This window comes from Pseudomonas sp. NMI542_15, from assembly GCF_021283425.1.
Classification (GTDB): Bacteria; Pseudomonadota; Gammaproteobacteria; order Pseudomonadales; family Pseudomonadaceae; genus Aquipseudomonas; species Aquipseudomonas fortuita.
Genome location: NZ_JAJSRO010000016.1, coordinates 34,984 through 60,916 on the forward strand (window position 1 = coordinate 34,984; position 25,933 = coordinate 60,916).

The window sequence follows — 25,933 nt, forward strand, 5'->3', positions numbered from 1 at the left end:
ATTTACCGCCATGCCTGCCTTGTTGTCCCCTGCCAATACCGACCACCACAAGGTGGTCATCGTCGGTGCCGGTGCCGCTGGTATCGCCACCGCTTCCAGCCTGATCAGCCGTGACCCGTCGCTGGACGTTGCCTTGATCGACCCCGCCGATGTGCATTACTACCAACCCGGCTGGACCATGGTCGGGGCCGGTGTGTTCAAGGCACCGAGCACCGCCCGCACCATGGCTTCGACCATCCCGCGTGGTGTGCGCTGGGTCAAGGCGCGGGTGCAGGGTTTCGACCCTCTGGGCCAGTTGGTCATGCTCGAGGGCGGTCGTGCCATCAGCTATGAACAGCTGATAGTGTGCCCTGGCCTCACGCTGGACTGGGCGGCAATTGAGGGGCTCTGTGAAACCTTGGGCCGCAACGGGGTCACCTCCAATTACCGTTACGACCTGGCGCCCTACACTTGGGAGCTGGTGCAGAAACTCAAGCAAGGCCGTGCCGTATTCAGCCAGCCGCCCATGCCGATCAAATGTGCGGGCGCACCGCAGAAGGCGCTGTACCTGTCTTGCGATCATTGGCTGCGCAACGGCCATCTGGGGGCGGTTAAAGCCAGCTTCTTCAATGCCGGGGCAGTGTTGTTCGGTGTGGCGGACTACGTGCCTGCGTTGATGAAGTACATCGAAAAATACGCTGTGGACCTCAATTTTTCCCACAGGTTGGTCGCTGTGGACGGTCCGAACAAGCGCGCCACCTTCGTACGCACGCTGCCCGATGGCAGCAGTGAAACGCGCATCGAGGCGTTCGACATGCTCCACGTGGTACCGCCACAGGTGGCGCCGGCTTTTATTCGCGAAAGCCCATTGGCCGATAACGCCGGCTGGGTCGATGTCGATCCGCATACCCTGCGCCATCGCAAGTACACCAACATCCATGCCCTGGGTGACGTGGCCAATACCAGCAATGCCAAGACCGCCGCAGCGGCCCGCAAGCAGGCGCCGGTAGTGGCCAACAACGTGCTGGTGGCACTGGGCCGGCTGCCCACCCTCGCCCAGTACGATGGCTATGGCTCGTGCCCGCTGACGGTAGAGCGCGGGAAGATCGTCCTGGCCGAGTTCACCTATGGCGGCAAACTGGCACCGAGCTTTCCCAGTTGGTTGCTGGATGGCCGCAAGCCGACGCGTCTGGCCTGGTTGCTCAAGGCGCAGGCGCTGCCGCCGCTGTACTGGCAAGGCATGCTCAAGGGCCGCGAGTGGCTGGCGCGCCCGCAGTTGGTAGCCGAGGGTGGGCAGTGATCGAACATCAATTGTTGGGGGCGGGCCTGGGCGCGATCATCGGTGCGGTGCTGGCGTTGACCGGCGCCGGCGGTGGCATTCTTGCTGTGCCCTTGCTGGTGTTCGGCCTGGGGCTGTCGATGGTCGAGGCTGCACCGGTCGGCCTGTTGGCCGTAGGCATGGCGGCGGCGGTTGGCGCAGTGCTGGGTTTGCGTCAGGGGTTGGTGCGTTATCGGGCGGCGCTGTTTATCGCACTGATCGGCGTAGCAGCGGCGCCGTTCGGGCTGATGCTGGCGCACCGCTTGCCGAATACACCTTTGCAGTTGGTGTTTGCCGGGGTGCTGGTGTACGCCTGCCTGCGTATCTGGCGCAAGGCGGCCAAAGACCTGCGCGGTGAAGCCAATGACGCCCATCGCTATATCGAACCCTGTGTGCTGAACCCGTTGCAAGGTCGCTTGCGCTGGACCCTGCCATGCGCGCGTGCCCTGGCATTTACCGGTGCCTTGTCTGGGTTGCTGTCTGGTCTGCTGGGGGTTGGCGGTGGTTTCGTCATCATCCCGGCCCTGAACCGCTATACCAACCTGCGCATGGCCAGCATCGTGTCCACCTCGCTGGCGGTGATCGCACTGGTGTCCACCGGCAGTGTGGTCAGCGCCAGCCTGGCGGGTGTGATGCATTGGCAGGTTGGAGCCCCGTTTGCATCAGGCGCGGTGCTCGGCCTGCTGCTGGCGCGGCCATTGGCGGCCAGGCTGGCCGGGCCGCGTTTGCAGCAGATGTTTGCGGTGGCCGGTTGGACGGCGGCATTGCTGCTGGCGGGCAAGGCACTATTGGGCTAGCAGCGCTTCCTGTTCTGCGGCGCACAGCGCCAGCAGGTAGTCCCACACCACCCGCAGGCGCACTGACTTGTGCAGCTCGCGGCGGGTGCAGATCCAGTAGCTGCGCTGGATGGTTTCGCCAGGCAGTACGCGCACCAGCGTCGGGTCGTCGTGAGCCATGTAGTTGGGCAGTACGGCGATGCCCAGCCCGGCGCGGGCGGCAGCCTGTTGGGCAATGACGCTGGTGCTGCGAAACACCACGGTCGGTGCCCGGCAGAAACTGTTGAGAAACAGCAGTTCCTGGCTGAACAGCAGGTCGTCGACGTAGCCGATCCAGTTGTGCCGGGCCAGGTCCTCACGGTTGCGCAACGGCGGTGCCCGGTCCAGGTAGTCCTGGCTGGCGTACAGCGCCAGGCGGTAGTCGGTGAGCTTGCGGGTTATCAGCAGGTCGGCGTTGGGGCGTTCCAGGTGAATGCTGATCTCCGCTTCGCGGTTGAGGATGCTGACAAAGCGCGGCACCGCCACCAGTTCCACCTCCAGGCCCGGGTAGCGCTCGAACAACGCGTTCATGCGTGGGGTGAAGAACATGATGCCGATGCCTTCGGTCACCCCCAGGCGAATTTTGCCCAACGGGGTGATGGCCTGGGTGATTTCTTCCTGCGCCAACAGCGCGACGTTCTCCATGGCCTCGGCATGCTTGAGCAGGGCTTGGCCCGAGGGGGTCAGCTCGTAGCCCTGGGCATGTTGTACAAACAGCGCAGTGCCCAGGCTTTGCTCGATGGTCTCGATATGCCGGGCCACGGTGCTGTGGGTTGTGTTGAGGCGCTTGGCGGCGGTAAGCAGGCGGCCGCTGCGCTGCAACTCGAGGAAAAACCGCAGATCGTTCCAGTCGAACATGCTGATCCTTGTGGCTGTTCGTCCGGCCCTTTCGCGGGTAAACCCGCTCTCACAGGGACCGCGCCGCCTTCAGAAGCAGCGTCGAACCTGTGGGAGCGGGTTTACCCGCGAAGAGGCCGGTATAGGCTTACCCCTGTGCTAAAACGCACAACGGCTGCGCGAAATCTCGTGTTTCACTCACGAAATTACGCACTAAGATGGATCGGGACAAGAATAAAAACGGGCGCGAGGTTGCACATGCCATCAGCCGATTCTGTCTTCGACTACGTGGTCGTAGGGGCCGGTCCCGCCGGTTGCCTTCTGGCCAACCGTTTGTCCGCCGACCCATCCTGCCGCGTTTTGCTGCTGGAAGCAGGTGGCCGCGACAACTATCCCTGGATTCACATCCCCGTCGGCTATCTCTATTGCATCGGCAACCCGCGCACTGACTGGTGCTTCAAGACCGAGGCGCAGCCAGGCCTGGGGGGGCGCGCACTGGGCTACCCACGCGGCAAGGTGCTCGGTGGCTGTTCTTCAATCAACGGCATGATCTACATGCGTGGCCAGGCGGCGGACTATGACCGCTGGGCCGAGCAAGGCAATGACGGCTGGGCCTGGAAGGACGTGCTGCCGCTGTTCAAGGCCAGCGAAAACCACTTCGCCGGCGCCAGTGAGCACCACGGCGGTGACGGCGAATGGCGGGTCGAGCGCCAGCGCTACAGCTGGCCGATCCTCGATGCTTTCCGTGATGCCGCCGAGCAAAGCGGCATCGGCAAGGTCGACGACTTCAACACCGGTGACAACCAGGGCTGTGGATACTTTCAGGTCAACCAGCGCAGCGGCGTACGCTGGAACGCCTCCAAAGCTTTCCTGAGGCCGATAAAGGACCGCGCCAACCTCACTGTGCTGACCGGCGTTCAGGTTGACCAGGTACTGCTCAACAACACCCGGGCGAGGGCCGTGAAAGCATTTTGGCAAGGCGCCTGGCACGAGTTTGCGTCGCGTCGCGAAATCATCCTCTGCGCCGGCGCTGTTGGTTCACCCGGTATTCTGCAACGCTCCGGCATCGGCCCGCGCCAGCTGCTGGAAAGCCTGGGCATTGGTGTACGCCACGATATGCCGGGCGTGGGGGGCAACCTTCAGGACCACCTGCAACTGCGCCTGATCTACCAGATCCGCAATACCCGCACCTTGAACCAGATGGCCAATAGCCTCTGGGGCAAGATGGGCATGGGCCTGCGCTACCTTTATGACCGCAGCGGCCCACTGGCGATGGCGCCGAGCCAGCTGGGCGCGTTCGTGCGCTCGAGCCCGGACCAGGCCACCGCCAACCTGCAGTATCACGTTCAGCCGCTTTCACTGGAGCGCTTCGGTGAGCCGCTGCATTCGTTCCCGGCCTTTACCGCATCGGTGTGCAACCTGCGCCCGGTAAGCCGCGGGCGTATCGATATCAGCAGCACCGACATGAACAGCACGCCGCTGATCGACCCCAACTACCTCAGCGAGCCACAGGACCTGCGCGTGGCCGCCGATGCCATCCGCCTCACCCGGCGCATCGTGCAGGCCCCTGCCCTTGCAGCGTTCGACCCCAAGGAATACCTGCCAGGCCCAGCCCTGCAAACCGAGCAAGAGCTGTTTGAGGCAGCCGGCAAAATTGGCACCACCATCTTCCACCCGGTCGGTACCTGCCGTATGGGCAGCGGTGCCCTGGACGTTGTGGATAACCAGTTGCGCGTGCACGGCATCCCCGGTTTGCGTGTGGCCGATGCCTCGATCATGCCGCAGATCACCTCCGGTAATACCTGTTCACCGACCCTGATGATCGCCGAGAAGGCGGCGCAACTGATCCTCAAAGGAGCTGCTACCCAGACCTACATGAACGAAGACGCGATACCGACCCCCTGACCCGGGTGCGTGCAACACCGGTGGCTCGCGGTCAGAGGCCGCCGACAGTGGAACAAAAAGAATAATCACTGTGGCCTGCGGGCCGAGGACAGCAACGATGTCGGATTACATCCAGGAACAGGGTGCGGCGGCCAGCAGCTCCAGCCGCCGTGAAGAACGCAAGATCATTTTCGCGTCATCCCTCGGGACGGTTTTCGAGTGGTATGACTTTTTTCTCTATGGTGCGCTGGCAGCGGTCATCAGCAAGCAGTTCTTTGCTGGGGTGAACGACACCACCGCATTCATCTTCGCCCTCATGGCCTTCGCCGCCGGCTTTCTGGTGCGGCCGTTCGGTGCATTGGTGTTCGGCCGCCTGGGCGACATGATCGGGCGCAAGTACACCTTCCTGGTCACCATCGTGCTGATGGGGTTGTCCACCTTCGCCGTGGGGTTGCTGCCCACTTATGCCAGTATCGGCATTGCCGCACCGATCATCCTGGTGATCCTGCGCATGCTCCAAGGGCTGGCGCTGGGGGGGGAGTACGGCGGTGCTGCCACCTATGTGGCCGAGCATGCGCCCCATGGCAAACGGGGCTTTTACACCGGTTTCATCCAGTCTACGGCCACCCTTGGCCTGTTGTTGTCGCTGCTGGTGGTGCTGGGCAGCCGCTACATCAGTGGCGACCAGTTCGAAACCTGGGGCTGGCGCCTGCCGTTCCTGTTGTCGATCGTGCTGCTGGCCATCTCCACCTGGATCCGCATGAGCATGCACGAGTCGCCGGCCTTCGTGAAAATGAAGGCCCAGGGCAAGGTCAGCAAGTCGCCTATTCGTGAGTCGTTCACCTCGTGGCCGAACCTGAAAGTGGTGCTGACCGCCTTGTTCAGCATCAACGCCGGGCAAGCCGTGACCTTCTATACGGCGCAGTTCTATGTGTTGTTCTTCATGACCCAAATGCTGAAGATGGACCCTGCCCAGGCCAACACGCTGCTGATCATCAGTGTGGTGATCGGTGCGCCGTTCTTCGTGTTTTTCGGTTGGCTGTCGGACCGTATTGGCCGCAAGCCGATCCTGATGCTCGGCCTGCTGTTGGCCACGGTGCTGTACTTCCCGCTGTTCAAGGCGCTAAGCCATTACGCCAACCCTCAGATCGACGCAGCCAGCCGGCAGGCGCCTATCGTGGTCACGGCCGACCCACAAAATTGCACCTTCCAGTTCGACCCGGTGGGCAAGGCTCGTTTTGACAGCCCGTGCGACAAGGTCAAGACATTCCTGGTGAAGCAGGGCCTGCCGTATAGCTCAGTGAACGTGGCCGGCAGCGATGTGGTAGTGAATATTGGTGAAAAGACCATCAATGGCTACGACGAAGCGGCCATGCGCAGCGCAGTGGAGCAGGCGGGCTACCCGGCCAAGGCCGACCCAGGGCAGGTCAACCAGGTAATGGTGGTGGTGCTGATCGTGGCGATGATCCTGATCGCGACCATGACCTATGGCCCGCTGGCAGCGGTAATGGTCGAGCTGTTCCCGACCCGTATCCGCTACACCTCCATGTCCCTGCCCTACCATATTGGTAATGGCTGGTTCGGCGGTTTCCTGCCAACGGTATCGTTCGCGCTGGTGGTGTATACCGGGGATATCTTCTACGGATTGTGGTACCCGGTGCTGGTGACCGGGATCAGCCTGGTGGTGGGGATTTTCTGCCTTAAAGAAACCAAGGATGTGGATCTCGACAAGGTCTGACCCTGTTCATCCGGCATAAAAAAACCGGCTGTAAAAGCCGGTTTTTTTATGCCGCGGAAAAACTTATGCACGCTTTTCAGAAAAATTTCATAAGTGGAAATAAACTTCTAATTCAAGTACTTAGCGATCATTTCAAGCATTTGATCGAAAAACTGCTCACAAGTTATCCACAGATGATCAGGCCATCTGCTGTTGGGGTTTTTCATCAGCTGGCGGCAGCGAACCCAAGGCCCGTTGAGTCGCTTCGTTCCACGCCGCTGCGCGGTCATTGAGTTCGGCGATGGCACGTGGCCCGGTGCCATTGGCGTACATCGGCTCGCCAATCACCACTTCGATGGTACCGGCACGCTTGCCCCAACCTGTCTTCGGCCAGAACTTGCCGGCATTGTGGGCAATCGGCAGCACCGGCAGCCCGGCATTCACGGCCAGCGCAGTACCGCCGCGGGAGAACTTGCCCACGGTGCCGAAGGGCACGCGGGTGCCTTCCGGGAAGATCAGCACCCAAGTCTTCTGCTTGAGCAGCTCGTCGCCTTTGCTCGCCACCTGGCGCAACGCTTCCTTTGGGTTGTCGCGGTTGATCGCGATCGGCCGCAGCATGGCCATGGCCCAGCCGAAAAACGGCACGTACAGCAGCTCGCGCTTGAGCACTTGGCTCAGCGGCGAAAAGTACTGGGAAAGGAAGAAGGTTTCCCAAGTGCTTTGGTGGTTGGACAGGATCACACAGGGCTCTTTCGGCACGTTTTCGGCGCCGGTGACCTTGTAGTCGATGCCGAGAATGGTGCGCACCAGGAACAGCGCGCAGCGACACCAATACACGTTGATGAACCTGTAGCGCTTGGGGAACGACAGGAACGGCGCGATGAAGAAGCTCAGCGAGCACCACAGCAGTGAACTGGTGCCCAGCAGCAGGTAAAAAAGAAAGATTCTGATCGCCTGCAGGATCGACATAGTGGCTTGTACCATTGCGGGGCATGCCCGCCTGAGAAAAATGCGCCCGAGGCGCACTGTTTAAATTAGTTCTCTGGCGATAGCTGCCAGATCGTCGAAAATCAGTGTAGTTTCAGGGACACTTTTTTCCAGGGTCCGCTCGCCCTTGCCAGTTTTTACCAACACGGGTTGTGCACCGACGGCCAGGGCGGCCTCCAGGTCACCTTTGCTGTCGCCGACGAACCAGACGCCTTGCAGGGCGACCCGGTAATGCTCGGCAATCGCCACCAGCATGCCAGGCTTTGGCTTGCGGCAATCGCAGCCATCGTCCGGCCCGTGCGGGCAATACACGATATGGCCCACCTCGCCCCCCTGCTCCGCCACCAGCTCGCGCAGGCGTGCGTGCATGGCTTCCAGGGTTGCCAGTGTGTAGTAGCCACGGGCAATGCCGGACTGGTTGGTGGCCACGGCCACCGTCCAGCCGGCTTTGCTCAACTGCGCGATGGCCTCGACCGAGCCAGGGATCGGCACCCATTCTTCCAGCGTCTTGATGTAGGCGTCGGAGTCATGGTTGATGACCCCGTCACGGTCGAGAATCAGCAGTTTCAAGGCTTACCCCAGCAGCGAAATGTCGGCCACGCCCAGGAACAGGCCGCGCAGGCGGCTGAGCAGGGCATAACGGTTGGCGCGTACCTTGGCATCTTCAGCGTTGACCATCACCGCTTCGAAGAAGGCGTCGACCGGGTCACGCAGGGCCGCCAGGCGAGCCAGCGATTCACTGTACTGGCGTGCAGCAGCCATCGGCTGCACGGCCTGGTCGGCCTGCTGGATGGCCGAGTACAGGGAGAACTCGTTGGCGTTGTCGAAGTACTTTGGCTCGACCTGTTCGGCGATGGCACCTTCGGCCTTGCTCAGCAAGTTCGATACACGCTTGTTCACCGCGGCCAGGGCTTCGGCTTCCGGCAGCTTGCGGAAGGCCTGCACAGCTTGCACACGCTGGTCGAAGTCCAGGGCCGAGCCTGGCTGCAGGGCACGCACCGACAGGTAGGTGGCCACGTCGATGCCTTCGTCTTCGTAACGCGCACGCAGGCGGTCGAAGATGAATTCCAGTACCTGTTCGGCTAGGCCAGCGGCCTTGACCTTGGCGCCGAACTGCTTGACTGCGAACTCGACCGCACCGGTCAGGTTCAGGTCGAGCTGCTTCTCGATCAGAATGCGCAGCACGCCCAAGGCAGCACGGCGCAGGGCGTACGGGTCCTTGCTCCCGGTAGGCAGCATGCCGATGCCGAAGATGCCAACCAGGGTGTCGAGTTTGTCGGCGATGGCCACGGCAGCACCGGTGAGGGTCTGCGGCAGCTCGGCGCCAGCACCGCGCGGCATGTACTGCTCGTTCAAAGCCAGGGCGACGTCCTGCGGCTCACCGTCGTTGAGCGCGTAGTAGTAACCGGCAACACCCTGCATTTCGGGGAACTCGCCGACCATCTCGGTGGCCAGGTCGCACTTGGAGAGCAGGCCGGCACGGCCGGCGCGCTGGGCGTCGCCGCCGATCAGCGGGGCGATGAACGCAGCCAGTTTGGAAACACGCTCGGCCTTGTCGTACACAGTGCCCAGCTGAGCCTGGAACACCACGTTTTTCAGGCGCTCGTTGAAGGTTTCCAGCGGCTGCTTCTTGTCCTGCTTGAAGAAGAACTCGGCGTCGGTCAGGCGTGGGCGCACGACCTTCTCGTTGCCTTGCACGATCTGCTTCGGGTCGCGGCTCTCGACGTTGGCCACGGTGATGAAGCGCGGCAGCAGCTTGCCTTCGCTGTCCAGCAGGCAGAAGTACTTCTGGTTGTCCTGCATGGTGGTGATCAGGGCTTCCTGTGGCACTTCAAGGAAACGCTCCTCGAACGAGCACACCAGCGGCACTGGCCACTCGACCAGGGCAGTCACTTCGTCCAGCAGCGCAGGCGGCACGATGGCGGTGCCTTCCTGCTGCATGGCCAGCTCGGCGGTACGCTTGCTGATCAGCTCGCGGCGCTCGGCGAAGTCGGCCAGCACGTAGGCTTTGCGCAGGTCTTCGACGTAGTTGGCCGGGGTGGTGATGACGACGTTTTCCGGGTGGTGGAAGCGGTGGCCACGGGATTCACGGCCGGCTTTCTGCGACAGGATGGTGCAGTCGACCACCTGGTCGCCCAGCAGCATCACCAGCCATTGCGTCGGGCGTACGAACTCTTCACGGCTGGCCGCCCAGCGCATGCGCTTGGGAATCGGCAGGTCGTTGAGCGAATCTTCGACGATGGTTGGCAGCAAGCCGGCGGTGGCCTTGCCTGGGATATGCTGGGAGAAGCGCAGCTTGGCGCCGCTCTGGTCGATTTCCGACAGATCTACACCGCATTTCTTGGCAAAGCCAAGAGCAGCCTGGGTCGGCTCGCCGTCTTTGAAAGCAGCCTGCAGGGGCGGGCCGTCGATATTGATGCTGCGGTCAGGCTGCTGCACGTCCAGCTGGCGGATCAGCACGGCCAGGCGGCGCGGCGCGGCGTACACCTGCTTGCCGGTGTAGTTCAGGCCAGCGGCCTGCAGGCCTTTCTCGATGCCGGCCAGGAAGGCGTCGCCGAGGGTGGCGAGGGCCTTGGGTGGCAGCTCTTCGGTGCCCAGTTCTACCAGGAAATCTTGAGCACTCATTGTGCAGCCTCCAGCTTAGCCAACACTTCGTCACGCAATTCAGGGGTGGCCATCGGGAAGCCCAGGCGTGCGCGGGCTTGCAGATAGCTTTGCGCCACGTCCCGGGCCAGGGTACGTACACGCAAGATGTAACGCTGGCGCTCGGTTACCGAGATGGCGCGGCGGGCGTCCAGCAGGTTGAAGGTGTGCGAGGCCTTCAGGACCATTTCATAGGTCGGCAACGGCAGATCCAGCTTGATCAGGCGGTTGGCTTCGCTTTCGTAGAAGTCGAACAGTTCGAACAGCTTGTCGACATTGGCGTGCTCGAAGTTGTAGGTCGACTGCTCCACCTCATTCTGGTGGAACACGTCGCCATAGGTGACTTTGCCAAACGGGCCGTCGGCCCACACCAGGTCGTACACCGAGTCGACGCCCTGGATGTACATGGCCAGGCGCTCCAGGCCGTAGGTGATTTCACCGGTGACCGGGTAGCACTCGATACCGCCTACCTGCTGGAAGTAGGTGAACTGGGTGACTTCCATCCCGTTGAGCCAGATTTCCCAGCCCAGACCCCAGGCGCCGAGGGTCGGCGATTCCCAGTTGTCTTCGACGAAGCGGATGTCGTGCACCAGCGGATCCAGGCCGATGGCTTTCAGCGAGCCGAGGTACAGCTCCTGGAAGTTGGCCGGGTTGGGCTTGAGCACGACCTGGAACTGGTAGTAGTGCTGCAGGCGGTTTGGGTTTTCGCCATACCGCCCGTCGGCAGGGCGACGGCTAGGCTGCACGTAGGCGGCGTTCCAGGTTTCTGGGCCGACGGCGCGCAGGAACGTGGCGGTATGGAAAGTGCCGGCGCCTACTTCCATATCGTAGGGCTGAAGCACCACACAACCTTGAGCTGCCCAGTAGTTCTGCAGGGCGAGGATCAGGTCTTGGAAGGTACGCACGGCTGGCGTAGGCTGGCTCACGAAATTCACCTGTATCTGGGGATGCGGATGTAAAGAGCGGGAGTATAACCTGATTCGCCTCGCCCTCTACTCATTGGAGCCTTATGCCACGCTGCTTTTGGTGTACCGACGATCCGTTGTACCAGGCCTACCATGACCAGGAATGGGGAACGCCACAGCGTGACCCGGCGTTGCTCTTCGAGATGCTTTTGCTCGAAGGGTTCCAGGCCGGGCTTTCGTGGATAACCGTTTTGCGCAAACGCGAGCGTTATCGCGAGGTGATGTACGGCTTCGACCCGGAAAAGCTGGCCGCCATGAGCGACGAGCGTATCGAAGAACTGATGCAGGATGCGGGTATCATCCGCAACCGCCTCAAGCTCAAGGCTGCGCGGCGCAATGCCCAGGCCTGGCGGGCTGTGGATAACCCGGCCGAATGGCTGTGGTCGTTCGTTGGCGGCGAGCCGAAGATCAACCACTTCAACGGGCGCGGCGACGTGCCGGCTGTTACCGACGAAGCCAAGGCCATGAGCAAGGCCCTGCAGAAAGCCGGCTTCACCTTTGTCGGCCCGACCATCTGCTACGCCTTCATGCAGGCCACCGGCATGGTCATGGACCACACCACCGATTGCGATCGCTACGCCGCCTTGTTGCGCTGAGGGGTTACAATGCGCGCCTTGCTGAAATAAGGAATTCGCCTGTGGAAAAGTTCAAGGGCGCCCTGATGGTCGGGGTGCTGCGCCTGTTTGCCAAGCTGCCCTGGGGCGCTGTACAGCGCGTCGGCGCGGGTATCGGTTGGCTGATGTGGAAAGTGCCCAATGGTTCGCGCAACGTGGTGCGGATCAACCTGGCCAAGTGTTTCCCGGAGATGGACCCGGTTGCCCGTGAGCAGCTGGTTGGCCAGGCGCTGCGGGATATTGGCAAATCCTTTGTCGAAAGTGCCTGTGCCTGGATCTGGCCGCCGCAGCGTTCGCTGGAGCTGGTCAAGGAAGTGCACGGCCTGGAAGTGCTTGAGCAGGCTCTGGCCTCGGGCAAGGGCGTGGTGGGGATCACCAGCCACCTGGGCAACTGGGAAGTGCTGAACCACTTTTACTGTAACCAGTGCAAACCGATCATCTTCTATCGCCCGCCGAAGCTCAAAGCGGTGGATGACCTGTTGCGCGAGCAGCGTGTGCAGATGGGCAACCGCGTGGCGCCGTCGACCAAGGAAGGCATTCTCAGCGTGATCAAGGAAGTGCGCCGCGGTGGCCAGGTGGGTATTCCTGCCGACCCGGAGCCGGCCGAATCGGCAGGGGTGTTTGTGCCGTTCCTGGGCACCCAGGCGCTGACCAGCAAGTTCGTGCCGAACATGTTGGCGGGTGGCAAGGCGGTGGGTGTGTTCCTGCATGCGCTGCGGCTGCCGGATGGTTCGGGCTTTCGGGTGATTCTGGAGGCAGCGCCGGAAGCGATGTACAGCACCGATGTGACCGAATCGGCGGCGGCGATGAGCAAGGTGGTCGAGCGCTATGTGCGCGAGTACCCCAGCCAGTACATGTGGAGCATGAAACGCTTCAAGAAGCGCCCGGCTGGCGAGCCGCGCTGGTACTGAGATTTCTGGGGGCGCTTTGCGCCCCTTTCGCGGGACAAGCCCGCTCCCACATGGGATCGCGGTCACCTGAACGAGCGGCCTTGTGTCGCGATGTTCAGCGCAGCCCACGCTATCTCTGTGGGAGCGGGCTTGCCCCGCGAATGGGCTGCAAAGCAGCCCCGGCAATCTCAGGCCTTGTAGAGTTTCTTCAGGAACACGGCCATCTCCTTCTCGGCCTGCTCTCACACGGGGTCACGGTCACCCGAAGGAGCGGCCCTGTGTCGCGATGTTCAGCGCAGCCCACGCTATCTCTGTGGGAGCGGGCTTGCCCCGCGAATGGGCTGCAAAGCAGCCCCGGCAATCTCAGGCCTTGTTGAGTTTCTTCAGGAACACGGCCATCTCCTTCTCGGCCTGCTTGTCCCCATGGGCCTGCGCCGCCACGATCCCGTCTTCCCAGGCCCTGCGCGCTGCCGCCAGGTCACCCTGCAACTGATGCGCTTTGCCCAGTAACTTCCACGCTGCGGAGTACTTGGGATCCTGCTCCACACACCGTGCCAGGTGCACCGCCGCTTCAGCGCCATTGCCTTCATCCAGCCAGGCCTTCCCCAGCCCGAACCGCAGCAATGGGTTATCCACACCCTTGGCCAGCATCTTCTCCAGCGATTCGCGCATGCCCTCTTCTCCTAGAAGAAACTCAAGCCAACGTGGAACAGCTTCTCCACATCCCGAATGTGTTTTTTATCCACAACGAACAGGATCACATGGTCACCCGACGCGATCACGGTGTCGTCGTGGGCGATCATCACCTCTTCGTCGCGGATGATGGCGCCGATGGTGGTACCCGGTGGCAGGGCGATGTCTTCGATGGCCTTGCCCACAACCTTGCTCGACTTCGAATCCCCGTGCGCCACCGCCTCGATGGCCTCGGCCGCACCACGGCGCAGCGAGTGCACGCTGACAATGTCGCCTCGGCGCACGTGCGCAAGCAGGGTGCCGATGGTGGCCAGCTGCGGGCTGATGGCAATGTCGATATCACCGCCCTGCACCAGGTCGACATAGGCCGGGTTGTTGATGATGGTCATTACCTTGCCCGCGCCCAGGCGCTTGGCCAGCAGCGACGACATGATGTTGGCTTCGTCATCGTTGGTCAGGGCCAGGAAGATGTCGGCGTCGGCGATGTTCTCTTCGAGCATCAAGTCCTTGTCCGAGGCGCTGCCCTGCAGCACCACAGTGCTTTCCAGGGTATCGGAGAGGTGCCGGCAGCGGGCCGGGTTCATCTCGATGATCTTCACCTGGTAGCGGCTCTCGATGGCTTCGGCCAGGCGCTCGCCGATCTGCCCACCGCCGGCGATCACAATGCGTTTATTGGTTTCGTCGATGCGGCGCAGCTCGCCCATCACGGCGCGGATGTCCTTCTTGGCGGCGATGAAGAACACTTCGTCGTCAGCTTCGATCACCGTGTCGCCACGTGGGGTGATTGGCCGGTCGCGGCGGAAGATCGCCGCCACGCGGGTGTCGACGTTGGGCATGTGCGCGCGGATCTGGCGCAACTGCTGGCCGACCAGTGGGCCGCCGTAGTAAGCCTTGACCGCCACAAGCTGGGCCTTGCCTTCGGCGAAGTCGATCACCTGCAGTGAGCCTGGGTGTTCGATCAGGCGCTTGATGTAGTTGGTCACCACCTGCTCGGGGCTGATCAGCACGTCGACCGGGATATGGTCGTTGTCGAACAGCTCTTCGCGTGTCAGGTAGGACGATTCACGCACCCGGGCGATCTTGGTCGGGGTGTGGAACAGCGAATAGGCCACCTGACAGGCGACCATGTTGGTTTCGTCGCTGTTGGTCACTGCCACCAGCATGTCGGCGTCGTCGGCACCCGCCTGGCGCAGCACCGTCGGCAGCGAACCGCGGCCCTGCACGGTACGGATGTCCAGGCGGTCACCGAGGTCGCGCAAGCGCTCGCCATCGGTGTCGACCACGGTGATGTCGTTGGCTTCGCTGGCCAGGTGCTCTGCCAGCGTACCGCCTACCTGCCCTGCGCCGAGGATGATGATCTTCATCCGCTACTCCCTACCGTTTGGTCTTATCCGCGTGAGGCGGCGATCTTGATCAGCTTGGCATAGTAGAAGCCGTCGTGGCCGCCCTCCTGGGCCAGCAACTGGCGGCCGTGGGGCTGGCGCAGGCCGGCCTCGGTGGCCAGGTCCAGTTCACGGGCGCCCGGGGTGCGGGCCAGGAAGGCGCCGATCACTTCGGTATTCTCGGTCGGCAGGCTGGAGCAGGTGGCGTACAGCAGCATGCCGCCTACTTCCAGGGTCGGCCACAGGGCGTCGAGAAGCTCGCCTTGCAGTGTTGCCAGGGCCGGGATGTCGTCGGCCTGGCGGGTCAGCTTGATGTCCGGGTGACGGCGGATTACGCCGGTGGCCGAACACGGCGCGTCGAGCAGGATGCGCTGGAACGGCTTGCCGTCCCACCAGCTGGCGGTGTCGCGGGCGTCGCAGGCGATCAGCTCGGCGTCCAGTTGCAGGCGCTCGAGGTTCTCGCGCACGCGGGTCAGGCGCTTGGCTTCAAGATCGATGGCCACCATCTGCGCCAGGCCGGCTTCGGCCTCCAGCAAGTGGCAGGTTTTGCCCCCTGGGGCGCAGCAGGCGTCCAGTACGCGCTGGCCGGGGGCCAGTTCGAGCAAGTCGGCAGACAGCTGCGCGGCTTCGTCCTGCACGCTCACCCAGCCTTCGGCGAAGCCGGGCAGGCCGCGCACGTCGCAGGCCTCGGCCAGCACGATGCCGTCACGGCTGTACTGGCAGGCGCTGGCGTCAATGCCCGCGTCGGCCAGCAGTGCAAGGTACGCATCGCGGCTGTGGTGACGGCGGTTGACCCGCAGAATCATCGGCGGGTGGGCGTTGTTGGCGGCGCAAATGGCTTCCCACTGCTCCGGCCAGAAGGCTTTCAGTGCCTTCTGCAGCCAGCGCGGGTGGGCGGTGCGTACCACTGGGTCGCGCTCCATGCCGGCGAGCAGTGCTTCGCCTTCGCGCTGGGCGCGGCGCAGCACGGCATTGAGCAGGCCCTTGGCCCACGGCTTTTTCAGCTTGTCGGCACAGCCCACGGTTTCGCCGATGGCGGCGTGGGCCGGAATGCGGGTGTAGAACAACTGGTAAAGGCCGACCAGCAGCAGCGCCTGCACATCGGCGTCGGCGGCCTTGAAAGGCTTTTGCAGCAGTTGCGCGGCCAGCAGGTCGAGGCGTGGCTGCCAGCGTGCGGTGCCGAACGCCAAGTCCTGGGTCAGGCCACGGTCGCGTTCATCGACCTTGTCCAGTTGTGCTGGCAGCGAGCTGTTCAGCGAGGCCTTGCCACTGAGTACAGCGGCAAGGGCACGGGCAGCGGCGAGACGTGGGTTCATTGGCCCAGCACCTTGCCAGCGGCGAACTTCTCGCGGCGGCTGTTGAACAGGTCGCTGAAGTTCAGCGCCTTGCCGCCGGGCAATTGCAGGCGGGTCAGGCTCAGCGCCTGGTCGCCGCACGCAACGACCAGGCCGTCCTTGCTGGCGGACAGGATTTCGCCCGGGGCGCCCTTGCCTGTGGACAAGTTGGCGGCCAGCACCTTCACGCTTTCGCCATCGAGGGTGCTGTGGCACACCGGCCACGGGTTGAAGGCGCGGATCAGGCGCTCCAGCTCGACGGCCGGGCGGGTCCAGTCAATGCGCGCCTCGTCCTTGTTCAGCTTGTGGGCGTAGGTGGCCAGGGCATCGTCTTGCGTTTCACCTTGCAGCGAACCGTCGGCGAGGCCAGCGATGGCCTGAACGACTGCGGGCGGGCCCATTTCGGCCAGGCGATCATGCAAGGTGCCGCCGGTGTCGTCGGCGCTGATCGGGGTGACCACCTTGAGCAGCATTGGGCCGGTGTCCAGGCCAGCTTCCATGCGCATCACGGTTACCCCGCTCTCGGCGTCGCCGGCTTCCACGGCGCGCTGGATCGGCGCCGCACCGCGCCAGCGTGGCAGCAGGGAGGCGTGGCTGTTGATGCAGCCCAGGCGCGGGATATCCAGCACTGCCTGCGGCAGGATCAGGCCGTAGGCGACCACCACCATCAGGTCCGGCTGCAGCGCGGCCAGTTCGGCCTGGGCATCGGCGTTGCGCAGGGTCTGCGGCTGGAACACCGGGATGTCATGGGCGACGGCCAGTGCCTTGACCGCACTTGGCATCAGCTTCTGGCCACGACCGGCCGGGCGGTCGGGCTGGGTGTAGACGGCCACGATCTCGTACGGGCTGTCGAGCAGGGCCTTGAGGTGTTCGGCGGCAAACTCTGGAGTGCCTGCAAAGACGATGCGCATGGAGTTCTCGCTTCAAAATAGAAAAAGGCTTGCCGGAGCAAGCCTTCAGGAAGGGGGGGATCAGGCTTGCTGGCGGTGCTGCTTTTCCAGCTTCTTCTTGATCCGGTCGCGTTTGAGCTGCGACAGGTAGTCAACGAACAGCTTGCCGTTGAGGTGATCGAATTCGTGCTGCACGCACACCGCCAGCAGGCCTTCGCATTCCAGCTCGAACGGCTTTCCGTCGCGGTCCTGGGCCTTGACCCGTACACGCAGCGGGCGGTCGACGTTCTCATAGAAGCCAGGCACCGACAGGCAGCCTTCCTGGTACTGGCCCATGTCGTGGGTCAGCTCTTCGACCGTGGGGTTGATAAAGACGCGCGGCTCGCTGCGGTCTTCGCTGAGGTCCATGACCACGACCTGCAGGTGCACGTTGACCTGGGTGGCGGCCAGGCCGATACCAGGGGCTTCGTACATGGTTTCAAACATGTCGTCGATCAGCTGACGCAGGGCGTCGTCGAACTCCGTCACCGGTTTGGCGATAGTGCGCAGGCGCGGGTCCGGGAATTCGAGAATGTTCAAGATGGCCATAAGGTCAGGCAGTCACTGTGCGTTCGGTTGAAAACTGAGCACACATAATAAAGGGAAACGGGGATTTCGGCACCTGGCAAGCTCGTCTAGGGTGTCTATGGGCTTGATAGCCCCCAGCCAATGGACAGGTTTTCAAAGTGTTACTCACAGAGTTATCCACAGGTTGTGCCACGTAGATGGCCCTGTTTCGATCAAGGACGATCCCCATGCCCAGTTACCATTCGTCGCTCTGCCCGCCTGCCGAACTGGAGGCGCGATTACGCCTGCATCGCCTGCCCGAGACAGGATTGCGACGTTTTCGCACCTTGCTGGATGCGTTCGGCAGCGCCTCTAGCGCGCTTAGCGCTCCCGGTTCGGCCTGGCGAGCGTTGGGCATCCCCCAAGCCACCATCGATGCCCGGCGCAGTGCCGAGGTCCGCGATGGCGCGCTGGCCGCAATGGCCTGGTTAGAGCGCCCCGGCCAGCATTTGCTGATGTGGGACGGCGCTGGCTACCCAGCCTTGCTGGCAGAAATCGACGATGCCCCGCCGCTGCTTTTTGTTGCTGGCGACCCGGCCTTGCTCGACCGCCCTCAGTTGGCCATCGTGGGCAGCAGACGTGCCACACCCCCGGCGCTCGACACAGCCCGGGCATTTTCCCGCTACCTTGCGCAGGCAGGTTTCACCATTACCAGCGGGCTGGCGGTAGGCGTCGACGGTGCCGCTCATCGGGCTGCGTTGCAGGCTGGTGGGTGCACGATTGCCGTGCTCGGCACGGGGCTGCAAAAACTTTATCCACAGCGCCATCAAGAGCTTGCGCAGGCGATGATCGACAACGGCAGTGCGCTGGTTTCCGAGTATCCGCTGGACGCCGGGCCACTGCCCGGCAACTTCCCACGGCGCAACCGCATCATCAGCGGCTTGTCGCTGGGCGTGCTGGTGGTCGAGGCCAGCTTGGCCAGTGGCTCGCTCATCACGGCGCGCCTGGCGGCCGAGCAAGGCCGTGAGGTGTATGCCATTCCGGGTTCCATTCACCACCCGGGGGCCAAGGGCTGTCACCAGCTGATCCGTGACGGGGCGCTGCTGGTGGAAAGTGTGGAGCAGATCCTGGAAAGCCTGAAGGGTTGGCAGAACCTGCCGCCTGCAGTTGTGGACAGGTTCGACCATCCCCTGCTTGCCCTGCTGCATGCAGCGCCTCAAACCAGCGAAAGCCTCGCACACTGCAGCGAGCTGCCGCTGGCCGAAGTGTTGGCGCAGCTGACCGAGCTGGAGCTGGAAGGCCGGGTCAGCAATGAAGCAGGGCGTTGGTTTGCCCGCGCGGGCTAAGTACACTGCGCATAAGCAAGGTATTCAGGCGGAGAAGCAGCAATGGTGAGCAGTTTTCGTGTGCAACAAGCCGCACGTGAGATCCGGGCGGGCGCAGTTATCGCCTACCCGACGGAAGCGGTCTGGGGCCTGGGCTGCGACCCGTGGAACGAGGACGCGGTGTATCGCCTGCTGGCGCTGAAATCGCGGCCTGTGGATAAAGGGTTGATTCTGATCGCTGACAACATCCGCCAGTTCGACTTTTTGTTCGAGGACTTTCCCGAAGACTGGATCGACCGCATGGGCAGCACCTGGCCGGGGCCGAATACCTGGCTGGTGCCGCACCAGGACCTGCTGCCCGAGTGGGTGACCGGGCAGCATGACACGGTGGCGCTGCGCGTCAGTGACCACCCGGTGGTGCGTGAACTGTGCGCACTGGTGGGGCCACTGATTTCCACCTCGTGCAACCCCGGCGGTCGCCCGGCGGCGAAGACCCGGTTGCGGGTGGAGCAGTATTTCCATGGGCAGTTGGACCTGGTGCTTGGCGGGGCGCTGGGGGGGCGGAAGAACCCGAGTGTGATTCGCAACCTGGCAACCGGCGAGGTTGTGCGCCCGGGCTGATACCGCTGGCGAGGGCTTCGCCCTCGATCGCCGGCAAGCCAGCTCCCACAGGTACTGCACATGGCTTGAAGCCGGTGCGCTCGGTGTGGGAGCTGGCTTGCCGGCGATTGGGCGGCAAACCCCTGCAGATTTTTCTGATTTTGTCTCGAATGGTTGGCCGGCACGTAGTTCGGGAAAATTCCTACTGCCCGCGTCGTCAGTCGTCACCTTCCCTGCAGAACCCCCTCCCTCTAGCTTGATGGCCATGCGTCGCATGGGCGGCGCTCGATCTTGGCGCTAGCAAAGGCCGTCGTCATTCGGCGGGAGCACTGGGACAAATGCCGCTATTCGAAAATGCCGAATACCTGATAAGGGCGAATCTCGAGCAGCTTGCGTCCAACCATCGGGTCAGAGCGGTGGAAATCGGTAGATTCACCGCCGATCAGTTCGAAGCGATCAATAGGCAGAAAGAAGGGCAGGATTTGCCGCTGCTGGAGGACCCAGGCATCGTCTTTATTGGTAGCCATGCCTACAGGAGCCGGGTATTACGGGATGGTTACGCCATCGATGACATGGTTCTGCAGATTGAGGCAGCATTGGCGGTGACATCGATCTGGAAAGGCGCCACGCACATGACGGCCCTTCGCAGCACGATTGGCCGCAATGATGGCTATGGCAATGAGGTCCTTGATGAGGCGATTTTTGAACTGACGGCCCGCAAGCCCAAGGCAGAGCTCTATTCCATCATCCCTAAAGGGGATAGAAACAAGCCCAAAAAATAAAGGCCGCTTAAGCGGCCTAAAGGGTGGGGATGCACTCGCCCGGATAACTTGAAACTCAACCGGCGCACCAGTACATCCACAAGCACAAAGGCTACCCTTCCGAATCTTTACGGTCAAGCCGGGACCTTTTTCTAGCGCGCTGTGCATGCGCTTCATGTTGGCTTTTACTGGATCAGGGTTTTCTGATTTTTGCCAAAATGGCTGTCCAGTTGGCCACTTCGGAAATATCCTACGAGCCGCGTCCTCTGCCATCACCTTCTCAGTGGGAACCTCTGCCCTTAGGCTTAAACCGTCGCCGAATAACTTGGCGATCGGGTGTGGTAACCCGGATGTGCTTGAGGCGTCACAGCTATGGCAGCTGTGCGCGGGAGGCGTCATGCCTGCCGGGAGCGCCTCCAGCCCGGTTTACCACCTCGCGTACAGCTGCCGCCTAATCCGTGTGGTAACGGCCCGGCGTTAGCTTCAATGCCTGGAGCAAGCTATGAAAAAGATAGTGCCCGATCCACCCCTACCCTGCACCTCCACCCGCTCCTTCGGCCGCTGCGACGCCGGCCATGATCCTCTCTTTACCGTCAACCCGAACATTTCCGCCGAGGACGCTCTGGTCCACGTAGCCCTGTACCTGCGCAGCGCCTACGAAACCGGCTACAAAGCCCTGGACTACATGCGCGAAGAGGGCCGTGGCATGTTCTGGTCGAACCTGCATGCGATTGAAATGGCGGAGGGTGTGATTGAGGCGATACTCGATGGCATCGAGTCGACGCCGCAGCCGCAAAAGAAGGTGTGAGGGCTGACAGGTGCCTGCCTTGAGGGTTTCAGCGCCTGTGACATCGAGCGCCGCCCGCGCGGCGCTTCGCGGGGCAAGCCCGCTCCCACATTTGTTTCGGGCCAATCCCTCCTGGGAAGTCACCGCTGCCCGCTTTGTTTGTTCCATTTGATATCGAGGGTTGCGCAACTGCGGTTCCTCGATCTGCAGCCATGCACCAAAGCTGCAACCCACCTGACACAGGAATAATTGGCCCGAAACAGATGTGGGAGCGGGCTTGCCCCGCGAAGCGCCGCGCGGGCGGCGCTCGATGTCACAGGCGCTGAAACTCTCAAGGCGTGCGCCTGGCCGCCCTGACGCAATTCCCCGCTTTTCTCAAGGCAACAAAACAGTCGACCCCACAGTCCTGCGCGCCGACAGCTCTGCCTGCGCCTTGGCCGCCTCGCTCAATGGATACCGCTGCTGGATATCCACAACCAGCTTGCCACTTGCAATCATCGCAAACAGGTCATCGGCCATGGCCTGGGTGTTCTCGGCATTATTGGCATAGGTCGCCAAGGTCGGCCGGGTGACGTACAGCGAGCCTTTCTGCGCCAGGATCCCCAGGTTCACCCCGCTCACCGCGCCCGAGGCATTGCCAAAGCTCACCATCAACCCGCGTGGCTGCAGGCAGTCCAGCGAGGTGAGCCAGGTATCGGCGCCTACCCCGTCATACACCACCGGGCATTTTTTGCCGTCGGTCAGTTCCAGTACCCGCTTGGCCACATCTTCGTGGCTGTAGTCGATGGTTTCCCATGCCCCCAGCGCCTTGGCCCGCTCGGCCTTCTCGGCAGAACTCACGGTGCCGATCAGCTTGGCGCCCAGGGCCTTGGCCCACTGGCAGGCCAGCGAACCGACGCCACCCGCTGCGGCGTGGAACAGGATTACATCACCCGCCTTCACCTCATAGGTCTGCTTCAGCAGGTACTGCACGGTCAAACCCTTGAGCATCACCGCTGCGGCCTGCTCGAAGCTGATGTTGTCGGGCAACTTGACCAGGTTGGCCTCCGGCAGCGTATGTACTTCGCTGTAGGCACCCAGCGGGCCGCCGGCATGGGCCACGCGGTCACCCACCTTCAGGCGTGTGACACCCTCGCCCACAGCCTCGACCACGCCGGCCGCCTCAGTACCCAGGCCAGAAGGCAGGGACGGCGGAGCATACAGCCCGCTGCGAAAGTACGTGTCGATGAAGTTCAGGCCGATGGCGTGGTTACGCACGCGCACCTGCTGCGGCCCGGGCGGGGTGGGTTCGAATTCCACAAACTGCAGCACTTCCGGGCCGCCATGCTGGCTGAACTGGATACGCTTGGCCATCTCGCACTCCTGTAGTCGGGATCGGGAAAAGGCCTTCTATCGGACGCCTTTGCGTGATCGCCGTCAACTGCGGCGCGCGCGCTGGCGGTGGTATGCTACGCGCGAATTCTTCCCTGCCCGTTCCTGGTGACCCGATGACTAGCCGCACCGAGGCCGTGAAAGCCTACCTGCTCGACCTGCAAGACCGCATCTGCTCTGCCCTCGAAACAGAAGACGGCGGCGCCCGTTTCGTCGAGGATGCCTGGGTGCGCGAAGCCGGTGGCGGGGGCCGCACGCGGGTGATTGGCGACGGCAAGCTGATCGAGAAAGGCGGGGTCAACTTCTCCCATGTGTTTGGTACCGGTCTGCCCCCCTCGGCCAGCGCCCACCGGCCTGAACTGGCGGGCCGGGGCTTCGAGGCCCTGGGAGTGTCGCTGGTGATCCACCCGCACAACCCGCATGTGCCCACTTCCCACGCCAATGTGCGGTTCTTCATCGCCGAAAAGGAAGGTGAAGAGGCCGTATGGTGGTTCGGCGGCGGCTTCGACCTGACCCCATACTATGGCAACGAAGAAGACTGCATTCACTGGCACCGCGTGGCCGAACAGGCCTGCGCACCGTTCGGCGCCGACGTGTACCCGCGTTACAAGGCCTGGTGCGACCGCTACTTCCACCTCAAGCACCGTGGCGAGCCACGCGGCATCGGCGGCCTGTTCTTCGATGACCTGAACGAGTGGGACTTCGACACTTGCTTCGCCTTCATCCGTGCCATCGGCGATGCTTACATCAACGCCTACCTGCCGATCGTACAGCGCCGCAAGGACACGCCCTATACCCCGCAGCAGCGTGAGTTCCAGGAGTACCGCCGCGGCCGCTACGTGGAGTTCAACCTGGTCTACGACCGTGGCACTTTGTTCGGCCTGCAATCCGGTGGCCGCACCGAGTCCATCCTCATGTCGCTGCCGCCTCAGGTGCGCTGGGGCTACGACTGGAAGGCCGCACCCGGCAGCGAAGAAGCACGCCTGACCGAGTACTTCCTGCAAGACCGCGACTGGCTGGGCCAGTAAGCCTGTGGATAACCAAGGAGCCGTCATGGACCAGTATGTCGTTTTTGGTAACCCCATCGGCCACAGCAAGTCGCCGCTGATCCACCGCCTGTTTGCCGAGCAGACCGGCCAGGACCTGGAATACGCCACCCTGCTGGCGCCGCTGGACGAGTTCAGCGATTGCGCGCGCGGCTTCTTCAAGCAAGGCAGCGGCGGCAACGTCACCGTACCATTCAAGGAAGAGGCCTACCGCCTGTGCGACAGCCTGACCCCGCGTGCCCAGCGCGCTGGCGCAGTGAACACGCTAAGCAAGCTGGCTGATGGCACCCTGCAAGGCGACAACACCGATGGCGCTGGCCTGGTGCGCGACCTGACGGTAAATGCCGGGGTCGAACTGGCTGGCAAGCGCATTCTCATCCTCGGTGCCGGTGGCGCCGTGCGAGGCGTGCTGGAGCCTATTCTGGCGCACAACCCGCAGTCCCTTGTGGTTGCCAACCGCACTGTGGAGAAAGCCGAGCAGCTGGCGCGTGAGTTCGATGAGCTGGGGCCGGTGGTGGCCAGCGGGTTTGCCTGGTTGCAGGAGCCGGTGGATGTGATTATCAACGCCACTTCGGCAAGCCTGGCCGGAGAAATGCCGCCGATTGCCGACAGCCTGGTCGAGGCGGGGCGCACGGTTTGCTACGACATGATGTATGGCAAGGAGCCGACGCCGTTTTGCGCGTGGGCTACCCGGCTGGGTGCGGCCAAGGTGCTCGATGGGTTGGGGATGCTGGCTGAGCAGGCGGCTGAAGCGTTCTTTATCTGGCGTGGGGTGCGACCGGATACGGCGCCGGTGTTGGCGGAGCTGCGCCGGCAACTGGCTCGGGGCTGAAATTGCCGGGGCCGCTTTGCGGCCCATTCGCGGCACAAGGCCGCTCCCACAAAGTACTGCGTACGCCGATCCTCTGTAGGAGCGGCCTTGTGCCGCGAATGGGCTGCGCAGCAGCCCCAGGATCTCAGCGTCACTCCTCAAACCGGATCGGACACAACTCCACCCCTTCCAGCTTCTGCAATTCCTCGATCACCTGCGGCCTGGCCCGGTGCAGGGTCAAACTCCCGCCCAATCTCCGCAACCGCCGCGCTTCGCGGTGCAACATATCCACACCCGAGTAATCGATAAAATTCACCTGCCGGGCATCGATCACTACATGCGGCCCCTGGCAGCGCTGCAAGCGCACCTGCAGGTAATGCGCCGCACCAAAGAAAATCGACCCGCCCACCCGCAACACATCCGCGTCCCCTTCCCGGCTTTGCTGCACCCGTGGCCGTGACGTGCGCTTGAGGTAAAAGAACAGCGAAGCCAGCACGCCTGCATAGATGGCCGTCTGCAACTCCAGCAACAATGTCGCCGCCGCCGTCAGCGCCATCACCAGAAACTCCGAGCGGCTGACCCGAAACAGCGCGCGAATCGCCCGATGGTCCACCAACCCCCAGCAAATCAGCAGAATGCTGCCAGCCATGGCGGGTATCGGCAGGTGCGCGATCAGGCCGGCGCCGGTAACGGCAAACAACGCCACCCACAGCGCCGAGAACACCCCAGCCATGGGCGAGCGGGCACCTGCCTCATAACTCAGGCCTGAGCGGGTGAAGGAACCGGCAGACAGGTAACCGGAGAAAAATGCACCGGCGATGTTCGACAGGCCCTGTGCGCGGATTTCCTGGTCGGGGTCGATCAGTTGTTCTGAACGTGCCGACAAGGAGCGGGCAATCGACAGGCTGGTGACCAGCCCCAGCATGCCTACCGCCACGGCGCTGGGCAGCAGGCGCAGCATCAGTTCCAGATCCAGCAAAGGCAGCGGGCTGAAGGGTGGGAGTTGCCCGGTAAACGCCGCCACCCTTTGCACATGGCCAAAGTAGCCCGGCAACAGCCAACCCAGCAGGCTGACCAGCATCAGGCTTATCAACAGGCTCGGCCAGCGTGGGCGCCACAGTTTGAAGGCTACGCCGATCACGACAGTGGCCAGGCCCAGAATAAAGGAAGACAGGTCGACCTCCCCTGCATGGCTGGCCAGGTCCTGTACGGTTTTCAGTGCCGTGGCCTGGCTGGGCAGGTCCATGCCCAGCAGGTTGGGCAATTGGCCCAAGGCAATGACGATGGCAGCCCCCAGCGTGAAGCCGAGCACTACCGAGTGAGAGACGAAATTGACCAGCGCGCCAAAGCGCATAAGCCCGAGCAGCAACTGGAAGATGCCGCCGAGCAAGGTCAGCAACAGTACCAGGGTGATGTAATCGGCGCTGCCGGCCACGGCCAGCGGGCTGATGCTGGCGTAGAGCACGATGGAAATGGCGGCGGTGGGGCCGCAGATCAGGTGCCAGGACGAGCCCCACAGGCAGGCGATCAGCACCGGCACGATGGCGGCGTACAGGCCGTATTCGGCGGGCAGGCCGGCAATCAGGGCGTAGGCGATGGATTGTGGCAGGGCGAGGATGGCACCGCTCAGGCCGACCAGCAGGTCCTGGCGCAGGCTGCGGCCCGATTGGCGCGGGAGCCAGGTGAGGAAGGGCAGCAGGTGAATGATGCGATGCATGAGATATTCACATTTCCAAAG

The 25,933-nt window shown here is 62.9% G+C and carries 24 protein-coding genes; 12 read left to right on the forward strand and 12 right to left on the reverse strand.

What is annotated here, in order from left to right; genetic code table 11:
• Positions 1 to 10: 10 nt before the first annotated feature.
• Together LU684_RS20810 and LU684_RS20815 are read left to right on the forward strand one after the other, a co-directional pair.
• Positions 11 to 1,279: an NAD(P)/FAD-dependent oxidoreductase gene (locus LU684_RS20810; RefSeq protein WP_016489927.1), complete on the forward strand. Its 1,269-nt coding sequence runs from the start codon at positions 11 to 13 to the stop codon at positions 1,277 to 1,279.
• Positions 1,276 to 2,094, forward strand: a complete 819-nt coding sequence (locus LU684_RS20815; RefSeq protein ID WP_016489928.1) for a sulfite exporter TauE/SafE family protein — start codon at positions 1,276 to 1,278, stop codon at positions 2,092 to 2,094. Before LU684_RS20810 ends, LU684_RS20815 begins: the two co-directional genes overlap by 4 nt.
• Here the strand turns inward: LU684_RS20815 and LU684_RS20820 are convergent.
• Positions 2,083 to 2,970, reverse strand: coding sequence for a LysR family transcriptional regulator (locus LU684_RS20820; protein WP_232894986.1), 888 nt, complete (start codon positions 2,968 to 2,970; stop codon positions 2,083 to 2,085). The two genes, LU684_RS20815 and LU684_RS20820, sit on opposite strands and share 12 nt — an antisense overlap.
• 237 nt (positions 2,971 to 3,207) lie before the next feature.
• Between LU684_RS20820 and LU684_RS20825 the strand changes: the two genes are divergently transcribed.
• Together LU684_RS20825 and LU684_RS20830 are read left to right on the forward strand one after the other, a co-directional pair.
• Positions 3,208 to 4,854 (forward strand): GMC family oxidoreductase, encoded by a 1,647-nt coding sequence (locus LU684_RS20825; RefSeq protein WP_016489930.1) that lies wholly within the window; start codon positions 3,208 to 3,210, stop codon positions 4,852 to 4,854.
• Between the two features lie 97 nt (positions 4,855 to 4,951).
• Positions 4,952 to 6,571 (forward strand): MFS transporter, encoded by a 1,620-nt coding sequence (locus tag LU684_RS20830; protein ID WP_016489931.1) that lies wholly within the window; start codon positions 4,952 to 4,954, stop codon positions 6,569 to 6,571.
• Between the two features lie 177 nt (positions 6,572 to 6,748).
• Here LU684_RS20830 and LU684_RS20835 read toward each other — a convergent pair whose 3' ends face one another.
• From LU684_RS20835 to glyQ, 4 genes are read right to left on the reverse strand one after another with little or no spacing between them, the layout of a single operon-like run.
• On the reverse strand, positions 6,749 to 7,534 hold the full coding sequence (locus tag LU684_RS20835) for a lysophospholipid acyltransferase family protein (protein WP_016489932.1): 786 nt from the start codon (positions 7,532 to 7,534) through the stop codon (positions 6,749 to 6,751).
• Positions 7,535 to 7,579: 45 nt separating this feature from the next.
• Positions 7,580 to 8,107, reverse strand: a complete 528-nt coding sequence (gene gmhB, locus LU684_RS20840) for a D-glycero-beta-D-manno-heptose 1,7-bisphosphate 7-phosphatase (RefSeq protein ID WP_016489933.1) — start codon at positions 8,105 to 8,107, stop codon at positions 7,580 to 7,582.
• 3 nt (positions 8,108 to 8,110) lie between these two features.
• Complete coding sequence (glyS, locus tag LU684_RS20845; RefSeq protein WP_023048058.1) at positions 8,111 to 10,162, reverse strand: glycine--tRNA ligase subunit beta; 2,052 nt, start codon at positions 10,160 to 10,162, stop codon at positions 8,111 to 8,113.
• A complete protein-coding gene (glyQ, locus tag LU684_RS20850) occupies positions 10,159 to 11,106 on the reverse strand; it encodes a glycine--tRNA ligase subunit alpha (RefSeq protein ID WP_012269869.1) in 948 nt (315 codons plus the stop codon). The genes glyS and glyQ overlap by 4 nt, the downstream gene beginning before the upstream one ends.
• An 83-nt stretch (positions 11,107 to 11,189) precedes the next feature.
• On the opposite strand from glyQ, the gene LU684_RS20855 reads away from it, so the two are divergent.
• Both LU684_RS20855 and LU684_RS20860 read left to right on the forward strand, forming a co-directional pair.
• Positions 11,190 to 11,741 (forward strand): DNA-3-methyladenine glycosylase I, encoded by a 552-nt coding sequence (locus LU684_RS20855; RefSeq protein WP_095116340.1) that lies wholly within the window; start codon positions 11,190 to 11,192, stop codon positions 11,739 to 11,741.
• 41 nt (positions 11,742 to 11,782) lie between these two features.
• Positions 11,783 to 12,670, forward strand: coding sequence for a lysophospholipid acyltransferase (locus LU684_RS20860; RefSeq protein ID WP_016489937.1), 888 nt, complete (start codon positions 11,783 to 11,785; stop codon positions 12,668 to 12,670).
• A gap of 342 nt (positions 12,671 to 13,012) precedes the next feature.
• Here LU684_RS20860 and LU684_RS20865 read toward each other — a convergent pair whose 3' ends face one another.
• The 5 genes from LU684_RS20865 to def are packed head-to-tail and all read right to left on the reverse strand — an operon-like array spanning position 13,013 to position 17,536.
• A complete protein-coding gene (locus tag LU684_RS20865; protein WP_023048056.1) occupies positions 13,013 to 13,321 on the reverse strand; it encodes a tetratricopeptide repeat protein in 309 nt (102 codons plus the stop codon).
• Between the two features lie 11 nt (positions 13,322 to 13,332).
• Positions 13,333 to 14,706: a Trk system potassium transporter TrkA gene (gene trkA, locus LU684_RS20870; RefSeq protein WP_016489939.1), complete on the reverse strand. Its 1,374-nt coding sequence runs from the start codon at positions 14,704 to 14,706 to the stop codon at positions 13,333 to 13,335.
• A gap of 23 nt (positions 14,707 to 14,729) precedes the next feature.
• The gene (gene rsmB / locus LU684_RS20875) at positions 14,730 to 16,040 is read right to left on the reverse strand and encodes a 16S rRNA (cytosine(967)-C(5))-methyltransferase RsmB (protein ID WP_210667628.1); all 1,311 of its coding nucleotides are present in this window, start codon (positions 16,038 to 16,040) and stop codon (positions 14,730 to 14,732) included.
• Positions 16,037 to 16,969: a methionyl-tRNA formyltransferase gene (fmt, locus tag LU684_RS20880; RefSeq protein ID WP_060519815.1), complete on the reverse strand. Its 933-nt coding sequence runs from the start codon at positions 16,967 to 16,969 to the stop codon at positions 16,037 to 16,039. Before fmt ends, rsmB begins: the two co-directional genes overlap by 4 nt.
• A 60-nt stretch (positions 16,970 to 17,029) precedes the next feature.
• Positions 17,030 to 17,536, reverse strand: a complete 507-nt coding sequence (gene def, locus LU684_RS20885) for a peptide deformylase (RefSeq protein ID WP_012269876.1) — start codon at positions 17,534 to 17,536, stop codon at positions 17,030 to 17,032.
• Between the two features lie 206 nt (positions 17,537 to 17,742).
• Between def and dprA the strand changes: the two genes are divergently transcribed.
• The 4 genes from dprA to LU684_RS20905 all read left to right on the forward strand — a co-directional run bounded on the left by dprA (position 17,743) and on the right by LU684_RS20905 (position 20,988).
• Entirely contained in the window at positions 17,743 to 18,840 is a 1,098-nt protein-coding gene (dprA, locus tag LU684_RS20890; protein ID WP_016489942.1) for a DNA-processing protein DprA, read from the forward strand.
• 42 nt (positions 18,841 to 18,882) lie between these two features.
• The gene (locus LU684_RS20895) at positions 18,883 to 19,440 is read left to right on the forward strand and encodes an L-threonylcarbamoyladenylate synthase (RefSeq protein WP_011953122.1); all 558 of its coding nucleotides are present in this window, start codon (positions 18,883 to 18,885) and stop codon (positions 19,438 to 19,440) included.
• A gap of 317 nt (positions 19,441 to 19,757) precedes the next feature.
• Entirely contained in the window at positions 19,758 to 20,201 is a 444-nt protein-coding gene (locus tag LU684_RS20900; protein ID WP_096425424.1) for a hypothetical protein, read from the forward strand.
• A gap of 481 nt (positions 20,202 to 20,682) precedes the next feature.
• The gene (locus LU684_RS20905) at positions 20,683 to 20,988 is read left to right on the forward strand and encodes a hypothetical protein (protein WP_016489944.1); all 306 of its coding nucleotides are present in this window, start codon (positions 20,683 to 20,685) and stop codon (positions 20,986 to 20,988) included.
• Positions 20,989 to 21,342: 354 nt separating this feature from the next.
• On the opposite strand, the gene LU684_RS20910 is transcribed toward LU684_RS20905, so the two are convergent.
• Positions 21,343 to 22,320 (reverse strand): NADPH:quinone reductase, encoded by a 978-nt coding sequence (locus LU684_RS20910; RefSeq protein WP_023047734.1) that lies wholly within the window; start codon positions 22,318 to 22,320, stop codon positions 21,343 to 21,345.
• Between the two features lie 134 nt (positions 22,321 to 22,454).
• Here LU684_RS20910 and hemF point away from each other — a divergent pair, with 134 nt between their 5' ends.
• Both hemF and aroE read left to right on the forward strand, forming a co-directional pair.
• The gene (gene hemF / locus LU684_RS20915) at positions 22,455 to 23,366 is read left to right on the forward strand and encodes an oxygen-dependent coproporphyrinogen oxidase (protein ID WP_016484228.1); all 912 of its coding nucleotides are present in this window, start codon (positions 22,455 to 22,457) and stop codon (positions 23,364 to 23,366) included.
• Positions 23,367 to 23,391: 25 nt separating this feature from the next.
• Positions 23,392 to 24,216, forward strand: coding sequence for a shikimate dehydrogenase (gene aroE / locus LU684_RS20920; RefSeq protein ID WP_016484229.1), 825 nt, complete (start codon positions 23,392 to 23,394; stop codon positions 24,214 to 24,216).
• A gap of 130 nt (positions 24,217 to 24,346) precedes the next feature.
• On the opposite strand, the gene LU684_RS20925 is transcribed toward aroE, so the two are convergent.
• Complete coding sequence (locus LU684_RS20925) at positions 24,347 to 25,912, reverse strand: SulP family inorganic anion transporter (protein WP_232894987.1); 1,566 nt, start codon at positions 25,910 to 25,912, stop codon at positions 24,347 to 24,349.
• Between the last annotated feature and the right edge of the window lie 21 nt (positions 25,913 to 25,933).

Excerpts from the sequence above, each read along its gene's own strand:
- LU684_RS20925 (WP_232894987.1), bottom strand. The coding sequence starts at position 25,912 with ATGCATCGCATCATTCACCTGCTGCCCTTCCTCACCTGGCTCCCGCGC.
- LU684_RS20835 (WP_016489932.1), bottom strand. The coding sequence starts at position 7,534 with ATGGTACAAGCCACTATGTCGATCCTGCAGGCGATCAGAATCTTTCTT.
- LU684_RS20825 (WP_016489930.1), top strand. The coding sequence starts at position 3,208 with ATGCCATCAGCCGATTCTGTCTTCGACTACGTGGTCGTAGGGGCCGGT.
- LU684_RS20910 (WP_023047734.1), bottom strand. The coding sequence starts at position 22,320 with ATGGCCAAGCGTATCCAGTTCAGCCAGCATGGCGGCCCGGAAGTGCTG.
- LU684_RS20895 (WP_011953122.1), top strand. The coding sequence starts at position 18,883 with ATGGTGAGCAGTTTTCGTGTGCAACAAGCCGCACGTGAGATCCGGGCG.
- LU684_RS20900 (WP_096425424.1), top strand. The coding sequence starts at position 19,758 with ATGCCGCTATTCGAAAATGCCGAATACCTGATAAGGGCGAATCTCGAG.
- rsmB (WP_210667628.1), bottom strand. The coding sequence starts at position 16,040 with ATGAACCCACGTCTCGCCGCTGCCCGTGCCCTTGCCGCTGTACTCAGT.
- trkA (WP_016489939.1), bottom strand. The coding sequence starts at position 14,706 with ATGAAGATCATCATCCTCGGCGCAGGGCAGGTAGGCGGTACGCTGGCA.
- dprA (WP_016489942.1), top strand. The coding sequence starts at position 17,743 with ATGCCCAGTTACCATTCGTCGCTCTGCCCGCCTGCCGAACTGGAGGCG.
- hemF (WP_016484228.1), top strand. The coding sequence starts at position 22,455 with ATGACTAGCCGCACCGAGGCCGTGAAAGCCTACCTGCTCGACCTGCAA.
- aroE (WP_016484229.1), top strand. The coding sequence starts at position 23,392 with ATGGACCAGTATGTCGTTTTTGGTAACCCCATCGGCCACAGCAAGTCG.
- LU684_RS20865 (WP_023048056.1), bottom strand. The coding sequence starts at position 13,321 with ATGCGCGAATCGCTGGAGAAGATGCTGGCCAAGGGTGTGGATAACCCA.
- LU684_RS20855 (WP_095116340.1), top strand. The coding sequence starts at position 11,190 with ATGCCACGCTGCTTTTGGTGTACCGACGATCCGTTGTACCAGGCCTAC.
- LU684_RS20830 (WP_016489931.1), top strand. The coding sequence starts at position 4,952 with ATGTCGGATTACATCCAGGAACAGGGTGCGGCGGCCAGCAGCTCCAGC.
- glyS (WP_023048058.1), bottom strand. The coding sequence starts at position 10,162 with ATGAGTGCTCAAGATTTCCTGGTAGAACTGGGCACCGAAGAGCTGCCA.
- LU684_RS20820 (WP_232894986.1), bottom strand. The coding sequence starts at position 2,970 with ATGTTCGACTGGAACGATCTGCGGTTTTTCCTCGAGTTGCAGCGCAGC.
- LU684_RS20810 (WP_016489927.1), top strand. The coding sequence starts at position 11 with ATGCCTGCCTTGTTGTCCCCTGCCAATACCGACCACCACAAGGTGGTC.
- LU684_RS20905 (WP_016489944.1), top strand. The coding sequence starts at position 20,683 with ATGAAAAAGATAGTGCCCGATCCACCCCTACCCTGCACCTCCACCCGC.
- def (WP_012269876.1), bottom strand. The coding sequence starts at position 17,536 with ATGGCCATCTTGAACATTCTCGAATTCCCGGACCCGCGCCTGCGCACT.
- fmt (WP_060519815.1), bottom strand. The coding sequence starts at position 16,969 with ATGCGCATCGTCTTTGCAGGCACTCCAGAGTTTGCCGCCGAACACCTC.